This window comes from Anoxybacillus kestanbolensis (assembly GCF_001996285.1).
In the GTDB taxonomy this organism is placed as follows: Bacteria; Bacillota; Bacilli; order Bacillales; family Anoxybacillaceae; genus Anoxybacillus; species Anoxybacillus kestanbolensis_A.
Window position 1 is genome coordinate 1 of sequence record NZ_MQAD01000009.1, and the last position, 26,053, is coordinate 26,053.

Sequence of the window (26,053 nt, forward strand, 5' to 3'; positions counted from 1 at the left end):
TTTCTTTGGCGCTCCGAAGTCAAGTTTCTTGATGTTTTCCGTTTTTCTGTAACGGTATTCACCTCCCTCTGTTTCAACTTTATTCTTTTCGTACTTCCGCAATAGTCCTCGCCTTTTGCTTATTGTTGGGCAGAAGCATGACTTTGTACGTGCGAATCATCTTCTCCCAGCCCCTTTTTGACTTTTTTCACATAAAATGATCATCAGATTTTTATAAATATTTATACATTTATTATTAACAGTCAAAACCCTCTTTTCTTCGCTGAATCTCTTTCTATTAACTTTGGAGCAAGCCGAAACATTTGTGGCGAAGTCTCGCCATTCATTTGCATAAACAGACGTTCTGCCGCCTTTTTTCCCATCTCAAACGTCGGTTGGGCAATCGTTGTTAATGAAGGGGTGTAAACAGATGCGAATGGAACGTCGTCAATACTAATGAGTGCCACATCATTAGGGATAGAAAGTTGATGTTTTTTGACAAACGTCAATACTTCCATTAACGTTAAATCATTAATCGCAAATATCGCTTCAGGCAGTTTATTTTGATGAAGAAGCCCGTCTAATCGCTCCGAAATATGATTCACTCGTTCAGCGATGATCCATTCTTTTTCGACAGGAAGACGAGCCTCGCATAATGCACGCTGAAATGCTGCGATCCGTTCCATTCGCGGAACGACATGAGGCGCAAACGGCGGTGCGACAAGCCCAATATGTTTATATCCTTGATCAACGAGGTGGCGTACAGCTAACTGCACAGCTCGTTCATTATCTAATAAAACCGCATCTGCGTCGATTCCCTCAACGGTTCGGTCAACAAATACGAGCGGGAGACGCGCTTCAATCATTTTTTTATACAAATCTACGTTTTTTCCTGTTGGGAAAATGATAAAACCATCCACTTGCTTCGCCCATAGCATATCAATATATTGCCTTTCTTTTTCAGGATCATCATCTGTATTGCAGACGATGACATGAAAGCCATGTTGTTGGCACATATCTTCAATCGCTCGCAACACTTGCGTCGTCAACATATGTAAAATGTTAAAAACGATAACGCCGATCGTCGCTGTTGATTTTTGCTTTAAACTGCGAGCAATGACATTCGGGCGATACTGTAACTGCTCAATCGCCTCTGCAATGCGCTTTTTCGTTTCCTCACTCATATATTCATATCTTTTGTTTAAATATTGCGACACTGTACTTTTTGAAACATTTGCTAGTTTCGCTACATCAGCCATCGTAACTTTTCGCAATGCATTCTTTCTCCTTTACTAAATCGATTTAGTTCATAAACCGGTTTAGTAGTATTATACACGAAAATGAAAGCGTTTTACAATTATTTTTTACATTCGTTTGCCCCTTTTACATTTCCCGAGTGTAATGATGTGAATCTTCAATCGATTGAATGGGATCACAAAGATGGAAAAACACATACGAAAACATTTCAAAGCTTGAAAACATAAAAAGCTAGCATGTGATGCGCTAGCTTTTTACGCCGATGTTTTTGTCGGGAAACGACCGTTTTTTTCATCTGTTTGTACATACGTTTTTTGAACATATGGAGACGTCATGAGCGAAATCATCGCTCCGTAATCAACCGCAAAGCGAAGATGGTCGCCGACTTGAATGTCGGTACGTGTGGCATCAATAATCATATGATCGCTGCTTGAACCGATGATATCAACGGACGCAAGCGGCGTTAATCCGTTCACGTTTACATCTTGGCGACCGATGCCAACGATGGCGCGTTTCATCATGCCGCGCTCTGGAAACGTCGGTGCTTCGCCAAATGCATTGCGGCTTTGTACACCGTACGGAACAGACGGTTTCGTTTTTACTTCAATGACTTCTGCCACGAGGCAAAACGCATCTTGATATAGGCCGGGGATGGCTGCGCCACGAATCGTTTCACGTCCTAAAAAAATGGCTTCACCTAATCGTAAATGGTTAATGCAACCGACGTCTTTCGTTTGTTTTAACCAATAATAGTTCGCGGAATTGCCACCGGATACGTACGGTAAAAATAACGCATACTCTTTTTGAATATGTTTCGCAAGTGACGAAAGCTCACGCATTTTTTGCTCTGTCGGAATAATGCCGCCAAAGCAAGCAAAATTCGCCCCAATCCCAGCAAGTTGAATGTTCGGCAACTGACGTACTTGTTCAATAAACGCCGGCACATCTTCAGGCATAACCCCTTCGCGCAAGTCGCCCATTTCAACCATGACGATAATCGCATGCGTTTTATTTTGCTTTACCGCTTCTGCTGAAATGGCACGCACGACGTCGATTTCCGATTGTGCGCTCACATCGACATGTCGAACGACTTCGCTTACTTCGCTTAACGCAGGCGTGCGAATAAGCATATATGTGGCTGGAATGTGCGCTAATTTTAATTTTGCGATGCGCTCAATTTTTGTGTCTGCTAAGCTTGTCACACCACTATCGACAAGGGTGCGGGCAATTTCCACATCTCCGTTTACCCCTTTGACGACAGCGGTCATTTGAATTCCTTTTTCTTCGCACCATTTTTTCAACGTTTTAGCATTATGACGAATTTTCCGCAAGTCAATTTCGACTCTCGGCGTCATGATACGGCCACCTCATGTTTTTGTAGAGATGGGAAATAGTCAATGAGACGATCAACGACTTTGTCGGATCCGTATTTTAATACATCAGTCACAGGCATACGGAATTTTCGTTCGTACTCATCAATTGTTCGTTTTAATTCGTCATCCGTCATGCCTTCATGGTTTAACGTAATCGCAACAACTTTTGTTTTTCCGAAATGTTCAATTAACGCAATTTCACTTTCAACTGTTGGCATTTCAACAAACGGGAAATCACCAAGCACCTTTCGCTTCGGTGGGTGTTGTAAAATAACGGCTTGTGGCCGCGCCCCTTTTAAAATGCCAGCAGAGCTGACGTACGCTGGATGGCTAAGCGCCCCTTGTCCTTCTACGATAATAATGTCCGGTCGTTCTGTTTCATATGCGCGCACAACTTCTCGTTCAAGTTCGCCGATCATATATTGAAGCGGAAACGCATCCATCGCAAATCCATACGAAGCGCCTTGAATTAAGCCTGTTTGCCCTGTCGCAACGAATGCCGTTTTGTAGCCGCGCTTTTGCATTTCTTTTGCGACGATCATCGCTGTCGTCCGCTTTCCGCACGCGCCGTCTGTCCCAAGCACCGCCACAACAGGCGTTTTTACTTGCAAAATACGTCCCGTAAATAACGTCCATTCTTTTTTCGGACGCGGTTTGCGAATGTCACGAATCGTGACCCCGTAGCGCTTCGCTAGCGCCATCATTTCTTCATCTTCTGTCAAAAACTCTTGAAGTGGATTAATAATATGCATGCCTGCTTCCATTGCTTCGATGATCACTTGACGTTCCTCTTTTTGAAGAAAAGCGTTCGCTGGAGCAATTCCTAAGATGAAGTAGTTCGGTTTTTCTTTTGCGGAGGCCATTGCGTCTTGAAGGTTTTTACAAATTGGAATGCCATTTTTCTTTTGATCAAGCACTTCCCCAGCATCTTGACCAGCTTTTGTTGAATCAATAACTGCCACGATTTCATACAATCCCGAATCGCGCACAAGCCCATTCGCTGTTTTTCCATCCATGGAACCGAATTGATGTTCACAATACACAATGGCGTATTTCTTCATCAGAAATCCCTCCATTTCGTTGTGAAATCAATATCTCCATGAAAAAAACATCTTACTTTACCATAATCGGAAAGAAAGATGTCCTCCACCTCATATTATAACGAATTTTGAAGAAAAAGTAAAATGGTACCTGTCAAACCTATACGAAAAAAACCAGCACATAAAAGCTGGCGTTTCAATTCCTCATAGGTACGATACAAATAAAAAACAGCGTATCAAAGAGTTAGCAAAGCAGATGTTTCAATTCCTCATAGGTACGATACAAATCCCAAAAAGTGTTGATAAATCAACACATGGAAAAGCTATACAATGTCATTATACATACATCCGAAAATTCTGTCAATCGTCTTGATGCGTTGATACGTCTAAAAAAGTTGCAAAAAACAAATTGTCGTCGATCCCCCGGGGTTTTTGCAAGATTGGAGGTCGACGACGGTTGTGAAATTATGCGCAAATTACTTATTCCTTTTCTAACAACTCACGCACTTCATCTTCCGCAAGGTCTGTGATGCTTGCGATATCTTCTACACTCATCCCTTTTTTGGCCATCGTTTGTACAAGGTGCTTCATCCCTTGTTTGATTCCTTGTTCTATCCCTTCTTCTCTTCCCTTTTCCAACGCCTTTTGTTCATACGAAATAATCAACTCCATCACTTGTTCTTTTTCTTTCGTCTCCATTTCATTCACCTCGCTTCGCAGTCTTCGTTCTTCTTCGTCTGATAATTTCACATATGTTTCAAAAAAGCCAAACAATAACCGTTGTTTCGCTTCGTCTAATTCCATTCGGACAAGCATGCGTAAAAATTGTTTTTTCAGTTCTACCCGTTCACTTTCAGTATAACCCATCTTGCTTAACAATGCAGCGGCGATCGGGTTGTCTTGGCGAATGTAGTTGCGCCAGTTTTGTTTACGAAGTTCCACAGTGAAAAAATGAAAGTCGAGGACTTTGCCAAAAGGAAAGTGGATCGTAAATGTAGATCGTTCATCGCGGATCGAATCGTAGCTAAATACAGCAATCGGTACAATGTGTTTGCGGTATTTTCAAACAAGCGGCTAAAATAAATAAACATGCGTTCGGGAAACGACGGTTGGACGTAGCTTTGGTTTTCGATATGGACAATAATGAGGCTATCCTCTCCTTTTAATTTCGTTTCGACCAACAAATCAACGCGGTATTTCTCCCCTGCCGTTACATCGGTAAATAGCTCCTCCGATAAAAACGATACGTGGCGAAAGTCGATATGCTCATGCATCGTTGGAAAAAAGAGAACAATAAACTCCTCAAAAAACGTTTGGATCAACTCTTTAAACAAACGATCGTGGCCAATCGGCATACATTCACCTCACATACAATAGTTTCGATGTTTTTATTCGACAATATCATCTCTTTTCCTGCATGTCATAATAAAAAGCCAACTCCTAGCGAGCTGGCTTTTTATCGCCTAATCGGCAAGCTGATGACAAACGTCGTTCCTTTCTCCGAACTGTCGTGAAGCGCAATCGTTCCGCCATGGTTTTCAATAATTCGTTTCACGATCGTCAGCCCTAAGCCTGTCCCCGATGACTTTGTCGTGATGAATGGTTCGAAAATAGTCTCCTGCATATCTTTCGGAATTCCGCTTCCAGAGTCGTATACGTACATGTTGTATGTTTCACCTACATCAGAATATAGGCAAATTGTGCCATCTTCCCCGACGGCTTCGATGCTGTTATAGAGTAAATTATACAACACTTGCATCATTTGTTTCGGATCGATCGATAACGGCACTCGGTCAAGCCGAACGTGCACGCGTATGCTTTTTGCTTCTAACGTTTGTTGTAACAATGAAAGAACATCTTGAACGATCGTTTCCATATACGTCTCTTTCAACATCGGGGCGCTCGGCTTCGCAATAAGAAGCATATCTTCGACAATTGCATTGATGCGATCAATTTCTTGTAATAAAAGCGGAATATGATACTGTTCGCGCTCGTTTTCCGCTAAATTTCCATTCATAAACGCTAAAAAACCGTGAATCACCGCAAGCGGATTGCGAATTTCATGCGCTGCTTTCGCTGCCATTTCCCCCATTAACGCAAGCTTTTCTGACTGATGCATACGTTTTGTTAGTTCTTCAATTTCGGTGATGTCTAAAAAGAAAATAGTACGTCCCACCTTCTCACCATATAAATTAAGCAAATTCGATTGAGACGTTAAAAATATTTTTTTCTCCCCATCCTTTTTATACGGTACCTTTACTTGTTGAAATGGAACACGGTGAATGAAAAGATCCCAAAATAGAGCGTTTTTTTCACTTTCTCTTTCCCGCTCAATCATTTGTTTCATTTCTTTTTTATCTAAGTCGAGCAATGTAGCAGCGGAATCGTTAATAAAGTTGATCGATGTCGCTCCATCCATTGTGACAATTCCGATAGGCAACGAGTTTAATAACTGTTCAATGTACACTTTGTCATTCACCACTTTTTCGTATAACTGTCCATACTGTCTAAACGTTAAAGATAACAACAAACTAACACTTGTAAACAACAAAATTCCAAAATATTCATTCAACAAAAGGAGACTTACTAAAATCAATGACGCTAATAGCGTAACACCATAAGTAAAAAGCCATTCCGTTACTATACTAATCAACATATTTCTAAAGCTAAAAGAAGGGGAAAACGAAAAAAACCCTATCATCAACAATATGTTGATAAAAGAATAAACAATTAAAGAAAATAAGTACGCATCAAGAAAGTAAATTGAAAAAGAACCACTTTCTCCCCCTAGCATCAAAAAAGAATAATAAGCTCCAACAATCATGCATGTATACATCGCAAAATTACATACATGTTTCCACCAGGCCATCTTCTTTTCATGAAAGAAGTACGTTGGAATCATACTAAATAACAACACTAGTAAAGACGTTTCTAATCCATATACGAAGATGGTAGCTAAATAAATTGTTGAGTCTAATGAAAAGGCATTCCCTTTTGGAGGGAGATGTATAATATAAATATTTAACAAAGTTGTCGAGAAAGAAAGTAAAAGCAACAATAGCCATTGTTGTTCTACATATTCAAACGGACGTATATACAAAAATAAGGCACACCCCATAATCGAGATGAGCGCTACATACCATGTGTATAATCGCTTCATAAAATATATTCACCTATCATATCGTTTTCTTTCACTCTCTCATTCTATTCTAAACGCCATCAAGAAGCAACGGAAGCTTATGCCTTAAACTTGAAACAAAAAAACATGGCGCAATCACGCCATGTTTTTATCGAAACATCATATCGTCTTTGCGGGCGACGCCGGTTTTGTATGCGGCTTTCATAACGGCTTCGCGCACGCGTTCTGCGACTTTGTTGTTAAAGACGCTTGGGATAATGTACGTTTCGCTTAATTCTTCTTCGGTGACGACAGAAGCGATCGCTTCGGCTGCAGCGAGTTTCATTTCTTCATTGATTTCAATGGCGCGGCAATCTAGCGCACCTCGGAAAATGCCTGGGAAGCAAAGAACATTATTAATTTGGTTTGGATAGTCAGATCGGCCTGTCGCCATGACGCGAACGTACGGTTCCGCCACTTCTGGATCAATTTCTGGAACAGGGTTGGCCATCGCAAAAACGATCGGATCTTTCGCCATTTTTTTCACATCTTCTACCGTTAAAATGCCTGGTGCGGATACACCAATAAATACGTCCGCCCCGGCGATAACGTCTGAAAGCGTTCCGCTTATATTTTCCGGATTCGTCATGTTTGCATATTCGTTCCAATACGGATTGTCATATTGTACGCCACGATGAATCGCCCCTTGGCGATCAACACCGATAATGTTTTTCACACCCGCTGCTAACAATATTTTTGTGCAGGCGATGCCTGCCGCGCCGATGCCTGTTAAAACAACTTTAATATCTTCAATCTTTTTATCTACAATTTTTAACGCATTTAATAAACCGGCAAGCAAGACAACAGCTGTACCGTGCTGGTCATCATGAAAAACAGGAATATCGAGCTCTTGTTTCAAACGCTCTTCAATTTCAAAACAACGTGGGGCAGCGATATCTTCTAAATTAATACCGCCAAACGCCGGGGCGATCGCTTTGACGATTTGCACAATTTCATCTGTATCTTTCGTATCTAAACAAATCGGAAACGCATCGACGCCCGCGAGTTGTTTAAACAACATCGCTTTTCCTTCCATGACCGGCATCGCCGCATACGGTCCAATGTCACCAAGTCCTAATACTGCCGTTCCGTCTGAAATGACCGCCACCGTATTTCGTTTAATCGTTAACGAATACGCTTTTGTTGGATCTTCGGCAATCGCCGTACATATGCGCGCCACTCCCGGCGTATATACGCGCGCCAAATCGTCACGCGTTTTAATCGGAATTTTCGATTTCACTTCAATTTTTCCGCCGATATGCATTAAAAACGTGCGGTCAGAAACGTGAATAACTTTCACGCCTGCTGTTTTTCGCAACGTATCGACGACAACGTCCGCATGCTTCGAATCAAGAACGCTCACCGTAATATCGCGCACTGTATGCGTTTTGCTTGAGGAAATGACGTCAATGCCGACAATATCTCCACCAGCTTGTCCAATTGCGGTGGCAATGTCGCTAAAAGAGACGACGTTTTTCGCAAATTGTAATCGAATCGTAATGTGCATGTTTGCTCCGCTTGACATGTTGTACCCTTCCTTTTCTCTATCGCTTCATGTTATTTTCCTGCAATGCCCGGACTTGTCATGGCATACGGGTCTAAAATATCATGTAATTGCTTTTCATTCAACAAATTGTACTCCAAGCATAGCTCGCGCACCGATTTTCCTGTGTGAAGCGCTTCTTTTGCGATGCGCGATGCCGCTTCGTAACCGATGTACGGATTGACAGCTGTAATGACGCCGATGCTATTTTCGACGTGTTGCTTCATTCGCTCTTCGTTCGCTTCAATGCCAGCTAAACAATAGTCTGTAAACACACGAAAGACGTTGTCCATCATATGGAGCGACTGAAGTAAGTTAAACACAAGCACCGGCTCCATGACGTTTAGCTCGAGCTGTCCTGCTTCTGACGCTAAACAAATCGTTTGGTCATTACCGATCACTTGAAACGCCACTTGGTTGACGACTTCCGCCATAACCGGATTCACTTTCCCCGGCATAATCGACGATCCCGGCTGACGAGCAGGCAACGTAATTTCTCCAAGCCCTGCTCGCGGACCAGACGCCATGAGACGAAGATCGTTTGCGATTTTTGACATATTAATCATACATATTTTTAAAGCGGCTGACACTTCCGTATAGGCGTCTGTATTTTGCGTCGCATCAACAAGATGTTCCGCCCGCACAAGCGGCAAGTCGGTCAAACGAACGAGATGAAAAATGACGCGCTCAATATAGGCGGGATCGGCATTTAATCCCGTTCCGACCGCCGTTGCACCAATATTGACTTCGTACAAATGTTGGCGCGAATGGGCAATGCGCTCCATATCGCGCTTTACGACGCGACGATACGCTTCAAATTCTTGTCCGAGCCGAATCGGAACGGCATCTTGTAAATGCGTCCGCCCCATTTTAATGACATGATCAAACTGCTTCGCTTTATCGGCAAACACATCGTGCATATGTTCCATCGTCTGAAGCAATTGGTTTATCATCTTTAACACTGCAATATGAATGGCCGTCGGGAAAACGTCGTTTGTCGATTGCGACATGTTGACGTGCGTATTTGGGCTAATGACATCGTAACTTCCTTTTCGCTCTCCCAGCCATTCAAGTGCGCGATTCGCGATCACTTCGTTTGTGTTCATGTTGATGGACGTTCCTGCGCCACCTTGAATCGGGTCGACGATAAATTGATCGTGCCATTGCCCGTCGATCACTTCCTCGGCTGCTTTCACGATCGCTTCACCGATGCGCCGCGGAAGTTGACCTGTTTCCATATTCGCGAGCGCCGCCGCTTTTTTCACGATCGCCATCGCTTGAATGAGTTCGCGATGGAGACGATACCCGGTAATCGGGAAGTTTTCTGCGGCACGCATCGTTTGAATACCATAATAAGCATCGTACGGAATTTCTTTTTCGCCAAGCAAATCTCGTTCAAGTCGTACTGCTTTCGTTTGCAACATCTATGCATCCCAACTTTCTTCATGTTTTTCTGTTATGTCGTTTGCGATTGGCGTTTCCATCATGTTTTTAATTTCCATCAAATTGGTCGTTTTTCCTAACGCCCACATCAGTTTCGGTACGATCGCTTCCGTATTCATATCCCCTGATAAAATAACTGTGTTTTGCGCCACTTTCCGCCCAACTTCATATAATGTTAAATCTTCCCCTTCTTCTAAACATTGCGTCGTAATGACGACCGCTTTTCCGTCGTCGATCAATTCTTTGATTTTCGGCAGCAAGTTGCGCCCTTGAAACGGCACGCCCCCGCTTCCAAAACTTTCGATAATCACACCGCGGTATAAGTGGCGAATGTAATCGAATATTTCTGGTTTTGTCCCTGGATGAAGCTTCAATAAAAACACGTCTGGGCAAAGCGACGAATCAAACTGCACGTGCCCATTTGGCTTTTGTAGCTCGTATTGATAATGAATCGTTTCCCCGTGAATATAGGCGACGTACGGATGGTTAATGCTTTCAAATGCGTCATAACTTTTCGTCCGCATTTTGACTGCTCTCGTTCCTAAAATGACGCGCCCATCGAAAACGACAAACACCCCTCCGACGTCTTCACACGCAAAACGGAGCGCATCGCGTATATTTTTTTTCGCATCCGTTTTCGGAAAACCGATCGGCACTTGTGAGCCTGTTAACACAATCGGTTTTTGGCTGTTTTGAAGCATATATGACAACGCGGCCGCCGTATACGCCATCGTATCTGTCCCGTGTGTGACGACGAAACCATCGTATTGGTCGTAATGTGTATAAATCGCCTCCGCAATGTCTCGCCAATGTTCTGGCTGCATATTCGTGCTATCGATGTTCATTAAAATTTGACTATGTAACCGATACGGCTGATTTTCGATCGTAATGTAGCTTGTTAATTCTTTTGCGGTTAGTTTCGGTGTCAATCCTTCTTCACTTGGCACCGAAGCAATTGTGCCGCCTGTCGCAAGCAACAAAATTTTTTTCATCATCGTCACCTCAAATATGGCGATTTTAAGTCATCTATTGTATTCTTTGTGTCATGTAGTGTAAACTATAAATAAAATCGTTCGCGATTCGCGTACCTTCATTTCAATTATATTCAGAAAAACAAAAAATAACAAGCATTTTTATTCGTTTCGCGAACGAATCGAGAAGAACGATAAGGGAGAGACATACGATGATTTCTAAACGATTATCGGAATTGCGAAAAAAGAGGCAATGGTCGTTGCAATATATTGCCGACCAGCTAAATATTGCTAAAAGCACGTACGCAGGCTATGAATCTGGGTATCGCCAACCGTCGTTAGAAGCAGTGAAAGAACTTGCGCTATTATTTGAAACGACGACCGACTATTTACTCGGAGTAACAAATGAAGAACAACCGACAGTGGAACTGACGCATCCAACCGCTTACATAACGGTAGACGGAAAACAAGTGACGGAAGATGAAATGATGCAACTTATCGCTTTTATTCGCGTAAAAAGAGATCTATCCACACAAAAAGAAAAATGAAATGTTGGTGATGATTATGTTTAAGCGTTTCATGAAAGGACCGCTCATCGGGGGAAGAGTGCTGAAAACAGGGATCGCTGTATTTGTGACAGTCATCATTTGCGACTTACTTCATCTCCCAACGATTTTTTCTGTTATGACAGCAATCGTCACAATTGAACCGACCGCTCATGATTCAATAAAAAAGGGGATGATTCGCTTTCCTGCTTCTACGATCGGTTCGGCTTATGCGATGACTCTTACATATATGTTTGGTCACTCAGCAATTGCTTATGCACTATCTGCCATGTTTACTATTGTGACATGTCAAAAGCTTCGCCTACATGCAGGAACGCTTGTCGCAACGATTACAGCCGTTGCCATGATTCCATTGACCGACCATCATTATTTTCACGCATTCGTCATGCGAATTGTGACAACGTCCATCGGCATTTTTGTTTCTACGCTTGTCAACTTTTTTATTTTGCCACCAAACTACATTCCTTTTATTTCAAAACGACTAGAAGTGTTGCTTCAAGAATTCGGAGACGTCCTCCAACTGTCGATCCAAGAAATGATCGAGAAAGAGGGTCAAATAAAAGCGAAAAGCGCTTTGAACAACTAGCAAACGATTTACATCAAACGATGCAATTTGCACACTTTCAACAACAAGATTGGAAATACCATCGTCACTCAATGGCGGAAGCGCGCCAGTTTTATTATGAGCGTAAAATGCTGAACATGTTGCAACATATGCATTTTCATGTCGGGAACTTCATCGGTATGTCTCACGCTCACTTTTCTTGGGACAACGAAGAAAAAGAACTGTTGCGCGAATTAGCTACTTCCATCGCCACCATCTTAAAATCGAAATGTACGGTATTTCCAGAACATCATACACAGCTATTCGATCAACTAGAACAACGTTTTTGGGAAACGAAAAAAACAGAGAACAAGCATACTCATTTTTCTCCAAAAGCGGTTGTTTTTTTTTGAGTTGTTGTCGCTTCATGATTCCATCGAACAATTGAGATATATCCAGAATCGCATGAAGCTGTCTCATTCAACACTAAATGATCGCCGACACATCTCTCATTAATGAATCAACAGACGCATATGGTCTATCTAGCTGCAACATGCGTCGCAACACGTGGCGTGCTTCTTTTGTGAGCGATAGCTCCTCTTCCCAGCTTTTTTCTTCGCCCTCTTTTGGCTCATAAGCCGAATATAACAAAAACAGTAAAAAATGACCGAGGGCGTATATGTCGCTCTTTACATGAATGCTTCGCCTTAGCCGCTGTTCAAGTGTAAACAACCGTTCGTTTTTTTCATGTAAAAAGCGCGCAAGACCGAAATCTAGGACATACACAACCCCATTACGAAAAACGATGTTCGGAATGCGCAAATCACGATGCACAATGCCGTGCGCGTGAATGTATTGCACGACACGTAACACATCCGCCAATAGCGAAAACGCTTCTTTTTCATCGTACGTTTTATTTTTTTGAAAAATAAGCGTCTCGATCGTATCTCCATCGATATACTCCATCACTAAATGCGGAATGCCGCGCACGTCAAACGAATTATATAACTTCGGAATTTGTGGATGATTGAGCTTTTTTAAGATATGCGCTTCTCGTTCAAACGATGCCCGCCGTTTCTTTGTTTTCGTCCGCTTCATTTGTTTTAAAACGACGAGCTCATTCGTTTGTTCATCACGTGCCACGTATGCTACCCCGTAACTTCCTTCGCCAATTTGTCTTTCAATAACATACCGTCCATTCACGACTGCGCCTCCCCGATACGGCTTTTGAAACAAATGAATCATTAGCTACTAAAAAAGCTTGAGAAGATGCTGTGGCTATGATGTTTTCTTTTATAATGCTTATAACCGTATTGCGACGGATGGCGATGCGGACGGTACGTATAACGATCACTACTGCTGTAACGGTGTTTATGCATGTTTTTGTGTAAAAGCAGTTCAAGCAATTTTTTTAACATTGTTATCATCTCCTTTAAATCAGATAGCTTACTATACGAGAAGCAAGAAAAAAAGTTTCACCGTTTACTACATATCCCTTGCAAAATAGAAAAAATTTTATGAAAATACAAAAGAAGGGGGAATACATATGTTTCGGCACGGTATAAAATCAGGAGTCGCCATCGCGATCGGATATGCGCCTGTAGCGCTCACGTTCGGTTTGTTAGCAAAGTCCACAGGGCTTTCCATCGTAGAAACGACGCTTATGAGCATGATTGTATTTGCAGGGGCAGCCCAATACATTTCGCTCAATTTACTATCTCTTGGCACCGGTCCATTTGAAATCATTTTAACGACGTTTATTTTAAACATTCGGCATTTTTTAATGTCCGCATCACTCAATGAAAAGGCAGAACACGATCCACTTTGGAAAAAAGCGCTATATGCGTTCGGTATTACGGATGAAACGTTTTCTGTCGCTGCGATGAAAGAAGGCACCGTTTCTGCTTCATACATGTTCGGACTGATTTTCATTTCCTACAGCAGTTGGGTAATCAACTCTGCGATCGGGCATATCGTCGGCGCTTATTTACCTGAAAGTGTGCAAGTGAGCTTATCTGTCGCCTTGTATGCGATGTTTGTCGGGCTGTTAATTCCTGCTATTAAAACGGAGCGAAAAGCGCTTTGGCTTGCGGTTTGCGCAGGCGCCATCAACTGCATGCTTTTATTATGGCTTCATGTTCCAAAAGGATGGGCGATCGTCATCTCTACAATCATTTCCGCTATATGTATTCAATGGATTGGAGAAAGAAGAAAGGAGACAACATATGCACAGTGACATTTTTTTCATCATTCTTGGCATGGGGCTTGTGACATACATTCCGCGCATGTTGCCATTAACGTTGTTTCATCGCATCGAATTGCCGCCGTTTTGGCGCGGTGTATTGCGCAACGTCCCATACGCCACGCTCGGCGCTTTAATCATTCCGGGTATATTTCTTATTCAAGACGATCCGTGGTTTGGCATCTTTGGTTTTACAAGCGCTGTTCTCGCCTCTTGGCTTGGTGCAAACGTCATGGGTGTCGTCTTTATTTCTGTTCTTGCGTTAACGTTGTATACGATCGTGTAGGGGAGCCTCCCCCTACCTTTTCTTTTCATCCTCAACTCCCCTCATTTTTGCTACAGTCGTATTTTTTCACCTTTTTTTCACCATACTTGGATAAAGTAAAAATGTACTTACATCACACAAGGAGGATGAAACGATGAAAAAAACAAAATTATTCGGCTATGCGATGACTGGTGTCTTATCAATTGGAATTATCGGTGGAGGTGTTCACGCGTTCGCTGCAACAACATCTTCATCAACCCCAGTTTACGAGAAACATATGTTAGACGAAGCGACAAAACAAAAAGTACAGGCGATTATGGAAGAATTGAAAACAAACTTAGCAAGCTTAGGGGTCACGTTCCCTGAAAAAGGCGATAAATTCAGCCGACTGCTCGCTAACTTAGGCGAAGATACAAAAGCAAAAGCGCAAGCCATTTTCGAAAAACAAAAAGCTGGAGAGATTACTCGTGAACAAGCAAGACAACAGCTTGAAGCACTCGGCATTTCCTTCCCTAAAAAAGAGGACAAACTCAACGAATTACTCACTAACTTAGACGAAGATACAAAAGCAAAAGCGCAAGAATTGATCGAGGAAGCAAAAGAAAAACTCGCTGAACTTGGTGTAGACCATCTCCCACACCGCGGATTTTAGTTTGGGAAAGCCCTCAATTGGCGTGGGATCTTTCTAGCATGTTGCTACCAAAAGAAAAGATAGAACGCATGATACCGATGACACCTAAAGCAACACCACTCCCGTCGATCCAAAAAAGAATCCTTTGCTTGTCGCAAAGGATTCCTTTTATTTTCCTTTCGTATGTTGATGGGCATCGCGTTTCCAAATGAATTGTAAAGCAAGTAAAATCGCAAAACTACCGAGCCCGATGACATCTGACCAAACAGTCGGGTCAATGAGCATCACACCGGCACCAACCGCAACGACTCGCTCAATCCAATGCAAACTGCGCATCCAATGTCCAACCATCCCTGCACCGATCGAAACCATCCCTATGATAGATGTAAAAACAACCCAAACTAACTCGGTCATCGTTGTATCAATCATAAGCAGCTGTGGAGATAAAACGAACATATACGGAATGATAAAGGCTGCAATCGCCAATTTAGCAGACTGAATCCCCGTTCGAATCGGTTCTCCCCCCGATACTCCCGCTGCCGCAAACGCTGCAAGCGCAACTGGAGGAGTAATGTCCGCAATAATACCGAAGTAGAAGACGAATAAATGTGCTGATAAATCAGGAACACCGAGTAAAATAATTGCCGGTGCCGCAATCGTTGACGTAATGACATAGTTGGCAGTCGTCGGTGACCCCATTCCTAAAACGATCGCCGCAATCATCGTTAAAAATAAAGTCGGCAATAAATGCCCTCCTGCAATATCAAGCAATCCGTTTGCGAGCTTTAACCCTAATCCTGTTTTCGTCACGATGCCGACAATAATTCCGGCAGCTGCAGTAGCGGCGGCGACCCCTAACGCTGTCCGCGCTCCGTCTACAAGCGCATAAACGATATCGACAAGTTTCATATTCGAATCGCGGTTTATAAATCCGACGACGATGGCGATAGCGATGGAATATAGCGCCGCATGCGTAACAGTCACACCAGCCATCAACAAGACGATGACCGAAACAATCGGAATAAGTAAATATATTTTCTTAAACACTTCTTTTCGATTTGGCATTTCTTCTTTTGACAGTCCACTTAAACCGATGCGCTTAGCTTCAAAGTGCGTCATAATCCAAATGCCTGCGAAATATAAGACGGCTGGAATCGCAGCTGCCTTTGCGATATCCCAATAAGTGAGCCCGCCACCGATAAACTCGACCATAAGAAACGCTGCCGCTCCCATAATTGGCGGCATCAACTGCCCACCTGTTGACGCTGCGGCCTCAACCGCTCCGGCAAACTCTTTCTTATAGCCGAGCTTTTTCATCATCGGAATTGTAAAAGACCCTGACGTCACAACGTTTGCGACAGAACTTCCGCTAATCGTTCCTTGTAGCGCACTAGAGAAGATGGCTACTTTTGCCGGTCCTCCTGTGCTCCGACCGGCAATCGCCACTGCTAAATCGTTGAAATATTGCCCAACACCTGTTTTCACGAGAAACGAACCAAACAATAAGAAGAGGAAAATAAATGTCGACGATACACCTAATGGCGTTCCTAAAATTCCTTCCGTCGTAAAAAACATCGTTTGCACGAGACGCTGCAAACTCAAACCGCTATGACGCAAAAAGCCCGGCATCATTTCTCCGAAGTAACCGTACAGTAAAAATAAGGTCGCGATTATGGTAATCGGCAAACCGACCGCGCGACGCGTCGCTTCTAACACAAGCAAAACTGCCAAAACACCTGTGTAAAAATCTTGATCGGATAACATGCCGACACGCATAACGATCTTGTCAATATGGAGCGGCCAATATAAACCGACGTAAATACTTAATAAAGCGAGCACGATGTCGTACCATGCTACTTGAAGTTTCCCGCTCTTTCTTTTTCCGCGCCGAGCAGGAAATAAAAGAAAAATGAGGGCTAACGCAAATCCTAAGTGAATGGAACGTTGAATTTGCGCAGTAAAGACACCAAAAATAGCCGTATACAACTGAAACAGTGAAAAAGCTAACAATCCCGCAAACACAACTTTTTGAAAAACACCAGTCAATTTGCGCGTATTCGATTCAGGATCGTATTTTTCTAATATTTTTTGCTGTTCCTCAGCTGATAATACGTCAACCTTCTCATTCGTCAATGATGTTCACTCCTTTCAACTGTTTCCATAAACTGATTCGAGTTGGAACGATTCTCACCCACTTGCCATAACCGATTTTCTCACCGAGCACAACTTCTTTTCCTTTGTAGATGAGGCGATGATTGGCCCGAACTTGGCCGATGCGGAGATCAATCGTTTGAAGGCGACGGTTCATATTTGTAATGACGTACTTCCCGTCTCTTTGTTCGAACACTTCATTCCCTTCCGCATTCGATGGCATTCCAACCGCAAAGTTCTCATACATCAACTCTGTAAGTACGAGTTCTTTTTCGAATATCGTATATGTTTCGACAACATCGGTGAAATGAATTGAATGTGTATAAACGATTTGAAACGTTTGCGATTCAGCGATCGGAAAAAATGCGATGAGACGATCGGAATCTTCGAAATAAAACGCAATTACTTGCTTATAAGGAAAGAAGAACAAGCAAGCAAGGATGATGAACAGGGGCAAAAAAAAGAAACGTTTTAGCAAAGACATCACCATTCACCTTTAAACAAAACGAAACGATAGACCGAGCAACGTCGGTCTATCATCGCATTTCCGTTATTTTACGCCTTTTTCAGCAAAGTATTTTTCGGCTCCTGGATGCAACGGAATGTTGCCGATGCCATCAAGCGCTGTTTCAGCTTTAATTAGCTTTCCTTTCGCATGCGTAATTTTATCTGTGTTTTCAAAAATAGCTTTTGTAATATTGTATACTGTCTCTTCATCTAAGTCTTTGCGAGCAACAAGCATCGCTTTAACTGCCACAGTTGTAACGTCTGAATCAATTCCATACGTACCAGCAGGAATTGTATCTTCCGCGTAGAACGGATATTTTTCAATCAACTGTTTCACTTTCTCAGCAGAAATCGGTATAATTTTCACTTCTTTTTGAGCCGCTAATGCTTCTACTGCCCCAGTTGGCGTACCAGCTGTAACGAACGCCGCATCGATGCTGCCTGATTGAATGCCGTCTACAGACTCATCAAAAGACAAGTTTTGTACTTTAATATCATCTAACGAAATACCGTGAATTTCTAAAATTTGTTGTGCATTCGCACTTACACCTGAGCCAGGTGCACCAATCGATACAGTTTTACCTTTTAAGTCTTCAACCGATTCAATGCCACTATCTTTTGTTGTGACGATTTGAACTGTTTCTGGATAAAGCGTACCGATCGCTTGCACGTTTTCCACTTTATTTCCTTCAAACATTAATTCCCCATTCAATGCGTAAGAAGCGATATCTGTTTGTGCAAACGCCACCTCCGCCTCTCCTTGTTTTAACGTGTTCATATTTTCCGCAGAAGCACCTGAAGATTGTGCGTTCGCGTTAATTCCTGTCTCCTCTTGAATGATGCTCGCCATCGCCCCACCGAGCGGATAATATGTACCACCTGTACCACCTGTTAAAATGCTAATGCTTTTGACTTTCTCCTTCTCTCCTCCGCTACTTCCTTGCTCGCTCCCCCCGTTACATGCCGTGACAATCATTGTAAACGCTAACAACAAGGCGAATAAAACTCGACTGCGTAGTTTCTTCAATGATAACACCCCTTTTTCTTCTTTTATAAAAACACAATACTATAATAACATATACACCTAAAAAATTGTCAAACAATTATGAGATAATTCCAAATTTATTAATCATTCACCAAAAGTTACGTTTTTTATAACAAGCGTCGCTTGTATTCCTAAGAGAAATCTCATAAGCCGATCCGTTTTTGTACATCACGTTCAACGAAGAAGTGGTAAAATTTTTTATGTCACCAAAAAGAAAAAAGCCAGCTAGACGCTGACTTTCGTAACTATTCAACCATTTTGTTTATTCATCATCTTCTTCGTGGTTTTCGTCATCCGTTTCGTTATACTGTTAGCTGAATAACAATACAATATTATTTTTATTACAACTTTAATATGATTTATTGTATTTATTTCTTTCATCGACCATATGCAAAAAGAGAGGAAACCCCTCTCATTCACGCTGTCTTCCCTTACTTTTTCTCAAACACAGCAACAATAACTCCGACAATAATAAGCGTCCCACCAATCCAAAATGAAACATGTAATTGCTCATGTAAAAACAGCCAACCGAACAAAGAACCGACAAGCGGCTGGAAAAAGAAAAAGAGCGAACCGATACTAGCATCCATCATTTCCATCCCTTTATTCCAAAGAAAAAACGCCCCTGCGGTTGACACAACGCCGAGATAAATGACCCCAAGCACAACAGGAAACGAAAAAGTTACAGGCGTCACTTGCCACCATTCCCATACCATCATCGGTGTTGTACCAATCCATGCGACAAAAATCGCATAAGTCGTCATGACTAATACCGACAGGCGATCCGATGCGATTTTGACAAGCACCGATAAAAGCGCCCACGTTACTGCCGCTCCAACAAGTAGCACGTTCCCAAAAAACGAGGTCGTCTCCCCTTTACCAAATCCAACAACGACAACAACCCCTGCCGTCGCAAGCAGAAGCGCACTTAGTTTTCGTAACGTTAGCGCTTCATTTAACATCCAACGAGCGAAAATAACAATAAACGCAGGCGTGGCTGACGTAATGAGCGAAGCCGTATGCGCATCTGACCATTTCGTCCCGACAAACTGTAAGGAAATAGAAACGACATACCCGACGATCCCAATCGATATGATATGCTTCCAATCTTCTTTTTCTTTTGGTACCGGAACACGTTGCACCTGTAAAATTGCCCATAATACAAAAAAAGCAATCGCATAACGAAGCCATACGAGCGTAAATGGCGGAACGTAATCGAGCACATATTTACTCACGACATACATGCCACCCCAAATGCTCGCCGCAAGCGACAAATACAACGAACCGAAAAGCGTTTTTCTCATCAAGCTTCCCTCCGTCTTTTTTCTTTTTTCTACAAGACGGAACGTGCGCTTGCCCCGTCTTAGAAGCAAGCAACTGGTTGATCGTTCTCAAACAAGTACATATACATGTTCTTCACCCCTATACGATGGTTATTTTTCATTGTATCAAATTTTTTTGATTTTTCTATTCTTTTATTTTCACGATGTGTGTTTTGTTGATTTTCCTTAATGAACAAATTGATTTTTAATATAAAAATTTTCTATTTTTCAACAGTTGAATGAACGATCTTTTGTTTTTATAGTAAAATAGATTAAAAATTATAAAAATTCTAAAAGGAGGGGTGAAGTTGTTATTTGAACAAAAAATTTTAGAAACGGTTATCGATCGGGCGTATGAATGGATTGTTGTGGTGGATCATAAAGGAACGATCGTATACATGAATAAAAATTATTGTGATTTCTTAGGAAAAAAGAAAGAAGAAATCATTGGTAAACATGTGACCGAAGTAATTGAAAATACGCGCATGCATATTGTTGTTCAAACAGGTCAGGAAGAAATTGCTGATTTGCATTATATTCAAGGAAACTATATGATTGCCAACCGTATTCCAATTTGGATGGATGGAAAAGTGATCGGAGCGGTTGGTACGGTTATTTTTCGCGATACAAGCGAATGGAAACGAATGAACAGCCATATTAAAAGTTTGCTTCCTCAACTACAAACATATTTGCAAGAGTGGAAAGAACATAGTGGGGCGAAATATACGCTTAGTCATATCATTTCCGTTTCAAAACAAATGGAACAATTGAAAGAAAAAGTGAAGCGAATTGCAGATAGTGACATTTCTGTTTTGATTCGTGGGGAAAGCGGAACAGGAAAAGAGTTGTTTGCCCATAGCATTCATCAGCTTAGCAGCCGAAGCGATAAGCCGTTTGTAAAAATTAATTGTGGTGCCATCCCCGAACATTTGCTTGAATCAGAGCTATTTGGATATGAGGATGGGGCGTTTACTGGGGCAAGGAAAGGTGGGAAAAAAGGCAAATTTCAATTAGCAGATGGTGGCACGATTTTTCTTGATGAAATCGGCGATATGCCATTACATATGCAAGTGAAACTACTTCGAGTGTTACAAGAAAAAGAAATTGAACCTGTCGGTGCGACGAAAACAATCAACATTGATGTGCGCATTATTGCAGCAACGAATCGACCGTTGGAAAAAATGATTGAAGAAAAACTATTTCGCCAGGACTTATATTATCGCATTAACATTGTTCCCTTTTTCATTCCACCGCTTCGTGAACGACCAGAAGACATTGAACCACTTATTCATCACTTTCTCGACAAAGTGTGCAAGCGTTCCGGAAAACGCATTCGGTCTATTACGCCAGATGTGATGGACATTTTGCGACGTCACATGTGGCCAGGCAATATTCGCGAGTTAGAGAACGTCATTGAAGCATCTGTTTATTTTGCGAGCGGAGAGACGATTACGTTAGAAGCATTACCAGAATATTTGCGAACAACGAGCGTTTATCAAACGGATGGAAAGACATTGAAACAACTATTAGAGGAAGCTGAAAAACAAATCATCCAACAAAGTTTGCAACAGCATCATTTTGATAAACAAAAAGTAGCCAAGGCACTTGGCATTAGTAAATCTGCGATGTATGAGAAAATAAAAAAATACGGCTTATGACATTCCGCCATGCTGGAATTCGTTCCACAATGGTGGAATTTTTATTTGTCCATATACCAAGGAAAATGGAAAAGAGTTTCTTAAAAAATGGAATAAACAATATACATATAGTGTTTATTGCAATGGACAACGAATTGGCACGAAGTTTGCGAAATAAAAAAAGTGAAAGGGGGAAAGGAGAAATGAAAGCGGTTTCCAAAATGAATATAAGGGGGATGAAACGATGTGGAGTATGATCGGTTTAATCGGCGGATTAGTGTTGTTAATCTTTTTGACGATGAGAGGAATGAACTTATTTATTGCTGCTCCGTTATGCGCGCTTATTGTCGCTTTGTTTAGTGAACTTCCGTTATTTCCGCAACTTGCTGGCGAAGGACAGGCGAATTTTGTTGGGAACTACATGGCTGGATTTTCTGGATTCGTTCAATCATGGTACTTAATGTTTTTACTTGGTGCAATTTTTGGAAAAGTGATGGAAGATAGTGGAGCAGCTCATAGTGTGTCGAAATGGGTTGTTGAAAAAATAGGTTTAAAACACGCAGCGTTAGCGGTTGTTGTTGCATGTGCAATTTTGACATATGGTGGCGTTAGCTTATTCGTTGTTGCGTTTTCTGTTTATCCGATGGCGGTTAGTTTGTTTAAACAAGCTAATTTGCCACGACGTTTCATACCAGCAACACTGGCATTTGGTTCGGTGACGTTTACAATGACATCTGCTGGGTCGCCTGAAATTCAAAATTGGATTCCGATTGAGTATTTGCACACATCACCATATGCAGGATGGGAAGTAAGTATTATTGTTGCAGTTTTTATGGCGTTGTTTGGCTATTGGTGGTTGAAGCGTATGATTAATCGAGCGGTAGCCAATGGCGAATATTTTATTGCTCGTGACGGAGATCCAACTGAGGAAAAGGCAAGACTTCTACCACACCCGCTTGCAGGGCTTATTCCACTGATCATTGTATTAGTCATTTCATTCGTCTTCCACGATTCATTAAAACAGTCGGCATTAATTGTCGCTTTACTTGGTGGGATTATCTCTGTTTATATACTAAACCGAAAATATTTTCAGAACTTCACAGGAGCACTATCAGAGGGAACGTTAGGAGCGTTGCTTGCGTTAGGAAATACAGCGGCAGTGGTTGGATTTGGAGGAGTGGCTAAAGCGGCACCTGCTTTTCAACTCGCGGTTGAAACAATCACAAATATTCCAGGTAGTCCACTTATTGGTAGCGCGATTGCAGTCAGTGTTATTGCCGGTATGACGGGATCGGCATCTGGAGGGCAAGCGATCGCTTTACCACTTATTGCACCACATTATTTAGACGTTGGAGTAAATCCAGAGGCATTACATCGCGTCGTGTCGATTTCGTCTGGGGCACTTGACTCATTGCCGCATAATGGATATGTCGTTACGACAATTCGGGCTATTTGTGGGGAAACGCACCAGGATGCATATAATCCAGTCGGAGCATTAACCGTCATCGTTCCATTGCTAGGCACAATATTAGCTATTATTTTATTTTCATTCGGATTAGGGATTTAAGGGGGAGCATATATGTTACAAGGTCGCGTAATGTTTATTACAGGCGCTGCTCGTGGCATCGGATTTGAAATAGCAAAAACATTTGCTAAGTACGGCGCAAAAGTTGTATTAACGGACATTCATGAAGAATCGGTACATCAAGCTGTTGCTACTTTATCATCACATGACGTGACCGGTATGGTTTGCGACGTCACGTCAGAAGAAGCATTAGATCGCTGTTTGCATCAAACGGTTGAGCGTTATGGCCGGCTCGATATTTTAGTGAATAATGCAGGCATGCAGCATGTGGCTTTGATTGAAGATTTTCCAACAGAAAAATTTGAAACACTCATTCGTATTATGCTTACTGCACCGTTTATGGCGATTAAGAAAGCTTTTCCAATCATGAAACAACAACAGTATGGTCGCATTATTAATATGGCGTCGATTAACGGATTGGTAGGATTTGCGGGGAAAGCAGCATACAATAGCGCTAAACATGGGGTTATTGGACTTACAAAAGTCGCTGCTCTTGAAGGGGCACCTTATGGAATTACCGTCAATGCACTTTGTCCCGGTTACGTTGATACCCCACTCGTACGTAATCAGTTAACTGATCTAGCAAAAACAAGAAACGTGTCACTAGAAGCCGTATTAGAGGAAGTTATTTATCCACTTGTCCCTCAGCGACGTTTATTATCTGTTGAAGAAATTGCTAATTACGCTCTATTTATCGGCAGTGATCAAGCGAAAGGGATTACAGGTCAAGCGATTGTCATTGATGGTGGTTACACAGCGCAATGATTGAAGCCCCCAAATCTTTTTGGGGGCTTCGATTGTTCAGCAAATAAACCAACTGTATCAGGAAACAACTCATTCTTTCTCTACAAACCGCTCCACTTCTCCTTCCGCAAGGTCTGTGATGTTTGCAATGTCTTTTACGCTCATCCTTTTTTCGCCATCGTTTGTACAAGGCGCTTCATCCCTTGTAGTTCATACGAAATCATCAATTCCATCACTTTCTCCATTCCATTCACCGCGCTTTGTAGCCTTCGTTCTTCTTCATCGGATCGTTAAAAAAGCCAAACAGCAACCGTTATGTCGCTTCATCTAATTCCATTCGGACAAGCATGCGTAAAAATTGCTTTTTCAGTTCTATCCGTTCATGTTCATCATTCGACAATATCATCTCTTTTCCTGCATACGAAAACATGCGCGACAGTCGGGAGGAGATGCTGAATACAACAAAAAACCCGAGCTCTTTTACAGAACTCGGGTTTTGCGATGATTCCGACTGGGCTCGAACCAGCGACCTCCACCCTGTCAAGGTGGAATTTATTATTTATATATAATTTTAATTAGTTTTATCTAACCTTAAAAAACCTTATTAAATCAATATTTTATTGATACCCATAGAAATTAACTTTTTATTTAATTATATCATTTTTTATCTTTTTTCACCTATTCCTCCGCCAAAATCCACACCAAATCCTCCAATTAATATGAAAAGCAAATAAAAAACGAGACTGTATATCATCCAGCCTCGTTTGTACCATTTAACCATTTAAGAAACACAGTTTTGCTTACTCTTAATTGTCTTCCGATTTTAACAACATGAAACTGTCCACTATTGAGTATGGTATTATGTCAAGAAAATAGACACGTAAAATCGAGAAAAACTTTAAAACCCTACTACCGCACTTCGTTTGGTGGCCTCTTGAGAAGGAGAAGTGTTTGGTAAACCCTTCCCCTCCTCAAGAGGAAAGATGTCCCTTATATCGTGACTTTGTGGAGAGAAGAGTTCACTGCTTTTTGCCTTGCTGATACATCTTCTCATATGCCATCGGAGATATGTACTCTTTAGCGGAATGAATTCGCTCGGAAAGACACCAGCCAACGATTTTACGAGAAAACAAATCCATGACCGAAGCTAAATACAGCCAGCCTTCTTTCGTCCAAATATACGTGATATCCGCCACCCATACTTGATTCGGCTCATCTGCTTCAAACTGCTGATTCAATAAGTTGGGATACACAGGCAAATGATGCTTCGAGTTTGTGGTTGCCTTATATTTTTTCTTTGTTTTTGAACGAATATCACCATCTTTCATGATTCTGGCGACCGTTTTTTGAGATACCTTAACCCCTTGTTTCTGAAGGATTTTTGTGATTTTTGGACTGCCATACGTTTCTCTTGACTCGATATGAATCTTTTTGATTTGCTTTTTCAATGCTTCCTGTCTTTTCTTTTGTTGACTTTCTGGTCGTTTGACCCATGCATAGTATCCACTTCTTGAAACGCCTAAGACTTCACACATCTTCGCCACGCGAAACTCCTTTCTATGCGTATGAATGAATGCATAAATTACTTCTGATTTTTGGCGAAGATGCTCATGGCCTTTTTTAAGATCGCGTTTTCCTCCTCCAGATCCCGAATACGTTTTTGAAGTTCACGCTTTTCACGATCTTCCGGCTTGAGGTTTCCACTCCCGACAAAGCTATGCTCAGCATCTTTTTTATAATCTGCTACCCATTTATGAAGCGTTTTTGGCGAAATATCGAGTTGTCTTGCGGTTTGAGCGACCGCCTTTCCTTCCTCAACCACTAATTTTACTGCATGTATTTTGAATTCTTTATCAAAACGTCTTGTCATTATAGACACTCCTCATCATTGATAGATTTACTGTACATTTCTCTATTCGTTGTGTCTATAATCTAGACTAACATCAAACTTTTTACTTTCTTTCCTAAATACCACGCTCCATAGACCCCGACAACAGCAGCAGTACCAATTAACATTACTTGTCCAACAC

Annotated in this window: 20 protein-coding genes and 4 pseudogenes; 8 read left to right on the forward strand and 16 right to left on the reverse strand. The window is 41.9% G+C overall.

Annotation, left to right across the window (positions count from 1 at the left end):
• Window positions 1-242: 242 nt before the first annotated feature.
• From BO219_RS07395 to BO219_RS07430, 8 genes and pseudogenes are all read right to left on the reverse strand, one after another.
• Entirely contained in the window at window positions 243-1,253 is a 1,011-nt protein-coding gene (locus tag BO219_RS07395; RefSeq protein WP_077429060.1) for a LacI family DNA-binding transcriptional regulator, read from the reverse strand.
• A 237-nt stretch (window positions 1,254-1,490) separates the two neighbouring features.
• The gene (locus BO219_RS07400) at window positions 1,491-2,591 is read right to left on the reverse strand and encodes an alanine/ornithine racemase family PLP-dependent enzyme (RefSeq protein ID WP_077429061.1); all 1,101 of its coding nucleotides are present in this window, start codon (window positions 2,589-2,591) and stop codon (window positions 1,491-1,493) included.
• Window positions 2,588-3,670, reverse strand: a complete 1,083-nt coding sequence (locus tag BO219_RS07405; protein WP_198936670.1) for an N-acetyltransferase DgcN family protein — start codon at window positions 3,668-3,670, stop codon at window positions 2,588-2,590. The genes BO219_RS07400 and BO219_RS07405 overlap by 4 nt, the downstream gene beginning before the upstream one ends.
• A gap of 459 nt (window positions 3,671-4,129) precedes the next feature.
• Window positions 4,130-5,004: pseudogene (locus BO219_RS07410) on the reverse strand (Rpn family recombination-promoting nuclease/putative transposase).
• Window positions 5,005-5,105: 101 nt separating this feature from the next.
• On the reverse strand, window positions 5,106-6,809 hold the full coding sequence (locus tag BO219_RS07415; protein ID WP_077429063.1) for a two-component system sensor histidine kinase NtrB: 1,704 nt from the start codon (window positions 6,807-6,809) through the stop codon (window positions 5,106-5,108).
• Between the two features lie 127 nt (window positions 6,810-6,936).
• On the reverse strand, window positions 6,937-8,352 hold the full coding sequence (locus BO219_RS07420) for an NAD-dependent malic enzyme (RefSeq protein WP_077429064.1): 1,416 nt from the start codon (window positions 8,350-8,352) through the stop codon (window positions 6,937-6,939).
• A 32-nt stretch (window positions 8,353-8,384) separates the two neighbouring features.
• Window positions 8,385-9,794 carry an aspartate ammonia-lyase gene (gene aspA / locus BO219_RS07425; protein WP_077429065.1) on the reverse strand — a complete coding sequence of 470 codons (1,410 nt, stop codon included), beginning with the start codon at window positions 9,792-9,794 and terminating at the stop codon, window positions 8,385-8,387.
• Window positions 9,795-10,805, reverse strand: coding sequence for an asparaginase (locus BO219_RS07430; RefSeq protein WP_077429066.1), 1,011 nt, complete (start codon window positions 10,803-10,805; stop codon window positions 9,795-9,797).
• A gap of 191 nt (window positions 10,806-10,996) precedes the next feature.
• Between BO219_RS07430 and BO219_RS07435 the strand changes: the two genes are divergently transcribed.
• Window positions 10,997-11,332: a helix-turn-helix domain-containing protein gene (locus BO219_RS07435; protein ID WP_077429067.1), complete on the forward strand. Its 336-nt coding sequence runs from the start codon at window positions 10,997-10,999 to the stop codon at window positions 11,330-11,332.
• Between the two features lie 16 nt (window positions 11,333-11,348).
• Window positions 11,349-12,410, forward strand: a pseudogene (locus BO219_RS07440) (FUSC family protein).
• Here the strand turns inward: BO219_RS07440 and BO219_RS07445 are convergent.
• Both BO219_RS07445 and BO219_RS14665 read right to left on the reverse strand, forming a co-directional pair.
• On the reverse strand, window positions 12,381-13,139 hold the full coding sequence (locus tag BO219_RS07445; protein WP_077429068.1) for a serine/threonine protein kinase: 759 nt from the start codon (window positions 13,137-13,139) through the stop codon (window positions 12,381-12,383). The pseudogene BO219_RS07440 and the gene BO219_RS07445 overlap by 30 nt on opposite strands.
• A complete protein-coding gene (locus BO219_RS14665; protein WP_006321522.1) occupies window positions 13,139-13,312 on the reverse strand; it encodes a hypothetical protein in 174 nt (57 codons plus the stop codon). The genes BO219_RS07445 and BO219_RS14665 overlap by 1 nt, the downstream gene beginning before the upstream one ends.
• A 128-nt stretch (window positions 13,313-13,440) precedes the next feature.
• Here BO219_RS14665 and BO219_RS07450 point away from each other — a divergent pair, with 128 nt between their 5' ends.
• From BO219_RS07450 to BO219_RS07460, 3 genes are all read left to right on the forward strand, one after another.
• On the forward strand, window positions 13,441-14,130 hold the full coding sequence (locus tag BO219_RS07450; protein ID WP_077429069.1) for an AzlC family ABC transporter permease: 690 nt from the start codon (window positions 13,441-13,443) through the stop codon (window positions 14,128-14,130).
• Complete coding sequence (locus tag BO219_RS07455; RefSeq protein ID WP_077429070.1) at window positions 14,120-14,422, forward strand: AzlD domain-containing protein; 303 nt, start codon at window positions 14,120-14,122, stop codon at window positions 14,420-14,422. The genes BO219_RS07450 and BO219_RS07455 overlap by 11 nt, the downstream gene beginning before the upstream one ends.
• A 133-nt stretch (window positions 14,423-14,555) precedes the next feature.
• Window positions 14,556-15,053: a hypothetical protein gene (locus BO219_RS07460; protein WP_077429071.1), complete on the forward strand. Its 498-nt coding sequence runs from the start codon at window positions 14,556-14,558 to the stop codon at window positions 15,051-15,053.
• A 147-nt stretch (window positions 15,054-15,200) separates the two neighbouring features.
• Here BO219_RS07460 and BO219_RS07465 read toward each other — a convergent pair whose 3' ends face one another.
• The 4 genes from BO219_RS07465 to BO219_RS07480 all read right to left on the reverse strand — a co-directional run bounded on the left by BO219_RS07465 (window position 15,201) and on the right by BO219_RS07480 (window position 20,039).
• Window positions 15,201-17,165 (reverse strand): TRAP transporter permease, encoded by a 1,965-nt coding sequence (locus BO219_RS07465; protein ID WP_077429072.1) that lies wholly within the window; start codon window positions 17,163-17,165, stop codon window positions 15,201-15,203.
• Window positions 17,155-17,667, reverse strand: coding sequence for a DUF1850 domain-containing protein (locus BO219_RS07470; protein ID WP_077429073.1), 513 nt, complete (start codon window positions 17,665-17,667; stop codon window positions 17,155-17,157). The genes BO219_RS07465 and BO219_RS07470 overlap by 11 nt, the downstream gene beginning before the upstream one ends.
• Before the next feature lie 66 nt (window positions 17,668-17,733).
• Window positions 17,734-18,717, reverse strand: coding sequence for a TAXI family TRAP transporter solute-binding subunit (locus BO219_RS07475; RefSeq protein ID WP_077429074.1), 984 nt, complete (start codon window positions 18,715-18,717; stop codon window positions 17,734-17,736).
• A gap of 449 nt (window positions 18,718-19,166) precedes the next feature.
• Window positions 19,167-20,039 carry a DMT family transporter gene (locus tag BO219_RS07480; RefSeq protein WP_077429075.1) on the reverse strand — a complete coding sequence of 291 codons (873 nt, stop codon included), beginning with the start codon at window positions 20,037-20,039 and terminating at the stop codon, window positions 19,167-19,169.
• Window positions 20,040-20,365: 326 nt separating this feature from the next.
• Between BO219_RS07480 and BO219_RS07485 the strand changes: the two genes are divergently transcribed.
• From BO219_RS07485 to BO219_RS07495, 3 genes are all read left to right on the forward strand, one after another.
• Window positions 20,366-21,715, forward strand: a complete 1,350-nt coding sequence (locus BO219_RS07485; protein WP_077429076.1) for a sigma-54 interaction domain-containing protein — start codon at window positions 20,366-20,368, stop codon at window positions 21,713-21,715.
• Between the two features lie 223 nt (window positions 21,716-21,938).
• Window positions 21,939-23,261 (forward strand): GntP family permease, encoded by a 1,323-nt coding sequence (locus BO219_RS07490; RefSeq protein WP_198936671.1) that lies wholly within the window; start codon window positions 21,939-21,941, stop codon window positions 23,259-23,261.
• A gap of 12 nt (window positions 23,262-23,273) precedes the next feature.
• Complete coding sequence (locus BO219_RS07495; protein ID WP_035067436.1) at window positions 23,274-24,044, forward strand: 3-hydroxybutyrate dehydrogenase; 771 nt, start codon at window positions 23,274-23,276, stop codon at window positions 24,042-24,044.
• Window positions 24,045-24,113: 69 nt separating this feature from the next.
• On the opposite strand, the pseudogene BO219_RS07500 reads toward BO219_RS07495, so the two are convergent.
• Together BO219_RS07500 and BO219_RS15105 are read right to left on the reverse strand one after the other, a co-directional pair.
• Window positions 24,114-24,411 (reverse strand): annotated as a pseudogene (locus BO219_RS07500) (DUF4351 domain-containing protein); the annotation flags it as partial.
• A gap of 700 nt (window positions 24,412-25,111) precedes the next feature.
• A pseudogene (locus tag BO219_RS15105) lies at window positions 25,112-25,893 on the reverse strand (IS3 family transposase); the annotation flags it as partial.
• Window positions 25,894-26,053 lie beyond the last annotated feature (160 nt).

Bases quoted from the DNA above. Each gene is read 5' to 3' on its own strand.
- BO219_RS07400 (WP_077429061.1), bottom strand. From the start codon at position 2,591: ATGACGCCGAGAGTCGAAATTGACTTGCGGAAAATTCGTCATAATGCT.
- BO219_RS07490 (WP_198936671.1), top strand. From the start codon at position 21,939: ATGTGGAGTATGATCGGTTTAATCGGCGGATTAGTGTTGTTAATCTTT.
- BO219_RS07430 (WP_077429066.1), bottom strand. From the start codon at position 10,805: ATGAAAAAAATTTTGTTGCTTGCGACAGGCGGCACAATTGCTTCGGTG.
- BO219_RS07445 (WP_077429068.1), bottom strand. From the start codon at position 13,139: ATGATTCATTTGTTTCAAAAGCCGTATCGGGGAGGCGCAGTCGTGAAT.
- BO219_RS07405 (WP_198936670.1), bottom strand. From the start codon at position 3,670: ATGAAGAAATACGCCATTGTGTATTGTGAACATCAATTCGGTTCCATG.
- BO219_RS07415 (WP_077429063.1), bottom strand. From the start codon at position 6,809: ATGAAGCGATTATACACATGGTATGTAGCGCTCATCTCGATTATGGGG.
- BO219_RS07450 (WP_077429069.1), top strand. From the start codon at position 13,441: ATGTTTCGGCACGGTATAAAATCAGGAGTCGCCATCGCGATCGGATAT.
- BO219_RS14665 (WP_006321522.1), bottom strand. From the start codon at position 13,312: ATGTTAAAAAAATTGCTTGAACTGCTTTTACACAAAAACATGCATAAA.
- BO219_RS07420 (WP_077429064.1), bottom strand. From the start codon at position 8,352: ATGTCAAGCGGAGCAAACATGCACATTACGATTCGATTACAATTTGCG.
- BO219_RS07455 (WP_077429070.1), top strand. From the start codon at position 14,120: ATGCACAGTGACATTTTTTTCATCATTCTTGGCATGGGGCTTGTGACA.
- BO219_RS07435 (WP_077429067.1), top strand. From the start codon at position 10,997: ATGATTTCTAAACGATTATCGGAATTGCGAAAAAAGAGGCAATGGTCG.
- BO219_RS07495 (WP_035067436.1), top strand. From the start codon at position 23,274: ATGTTACAAGGTCGCGTAATGTTTATTACAGGCGCTGCTCGTGGCATC.
- aspA (WP_077429065.1), bottom strand. From the start codon at position 9,794: ATGTTGCAAACGAAAGCAGTACGACTTGAACGAGATTTGCTTGGCGAA.
- BO219_RS07470 (WP_077429073.1), bottom strand. From the start codon at position 17,667: ATGTCTTTGCTAAAACGTTTCTTTTTTTTGCCCCTGTTCATCATCCTT.
- BO219_RS07460 (WP_077429071.1), top strand. From the start codon at position 14,556: ATGAAAAAAACAAAATTATTCGGCTATGCGATGACTGGTGTCTTATCA.
- BO219_RS07480 (WP_077429075.1), bottom strand. From the start codon at position 20,039: ATGAGAAAAACGCTTTTCGGTTCGTTGTATTTGTCGCTTGCGGCGAGC.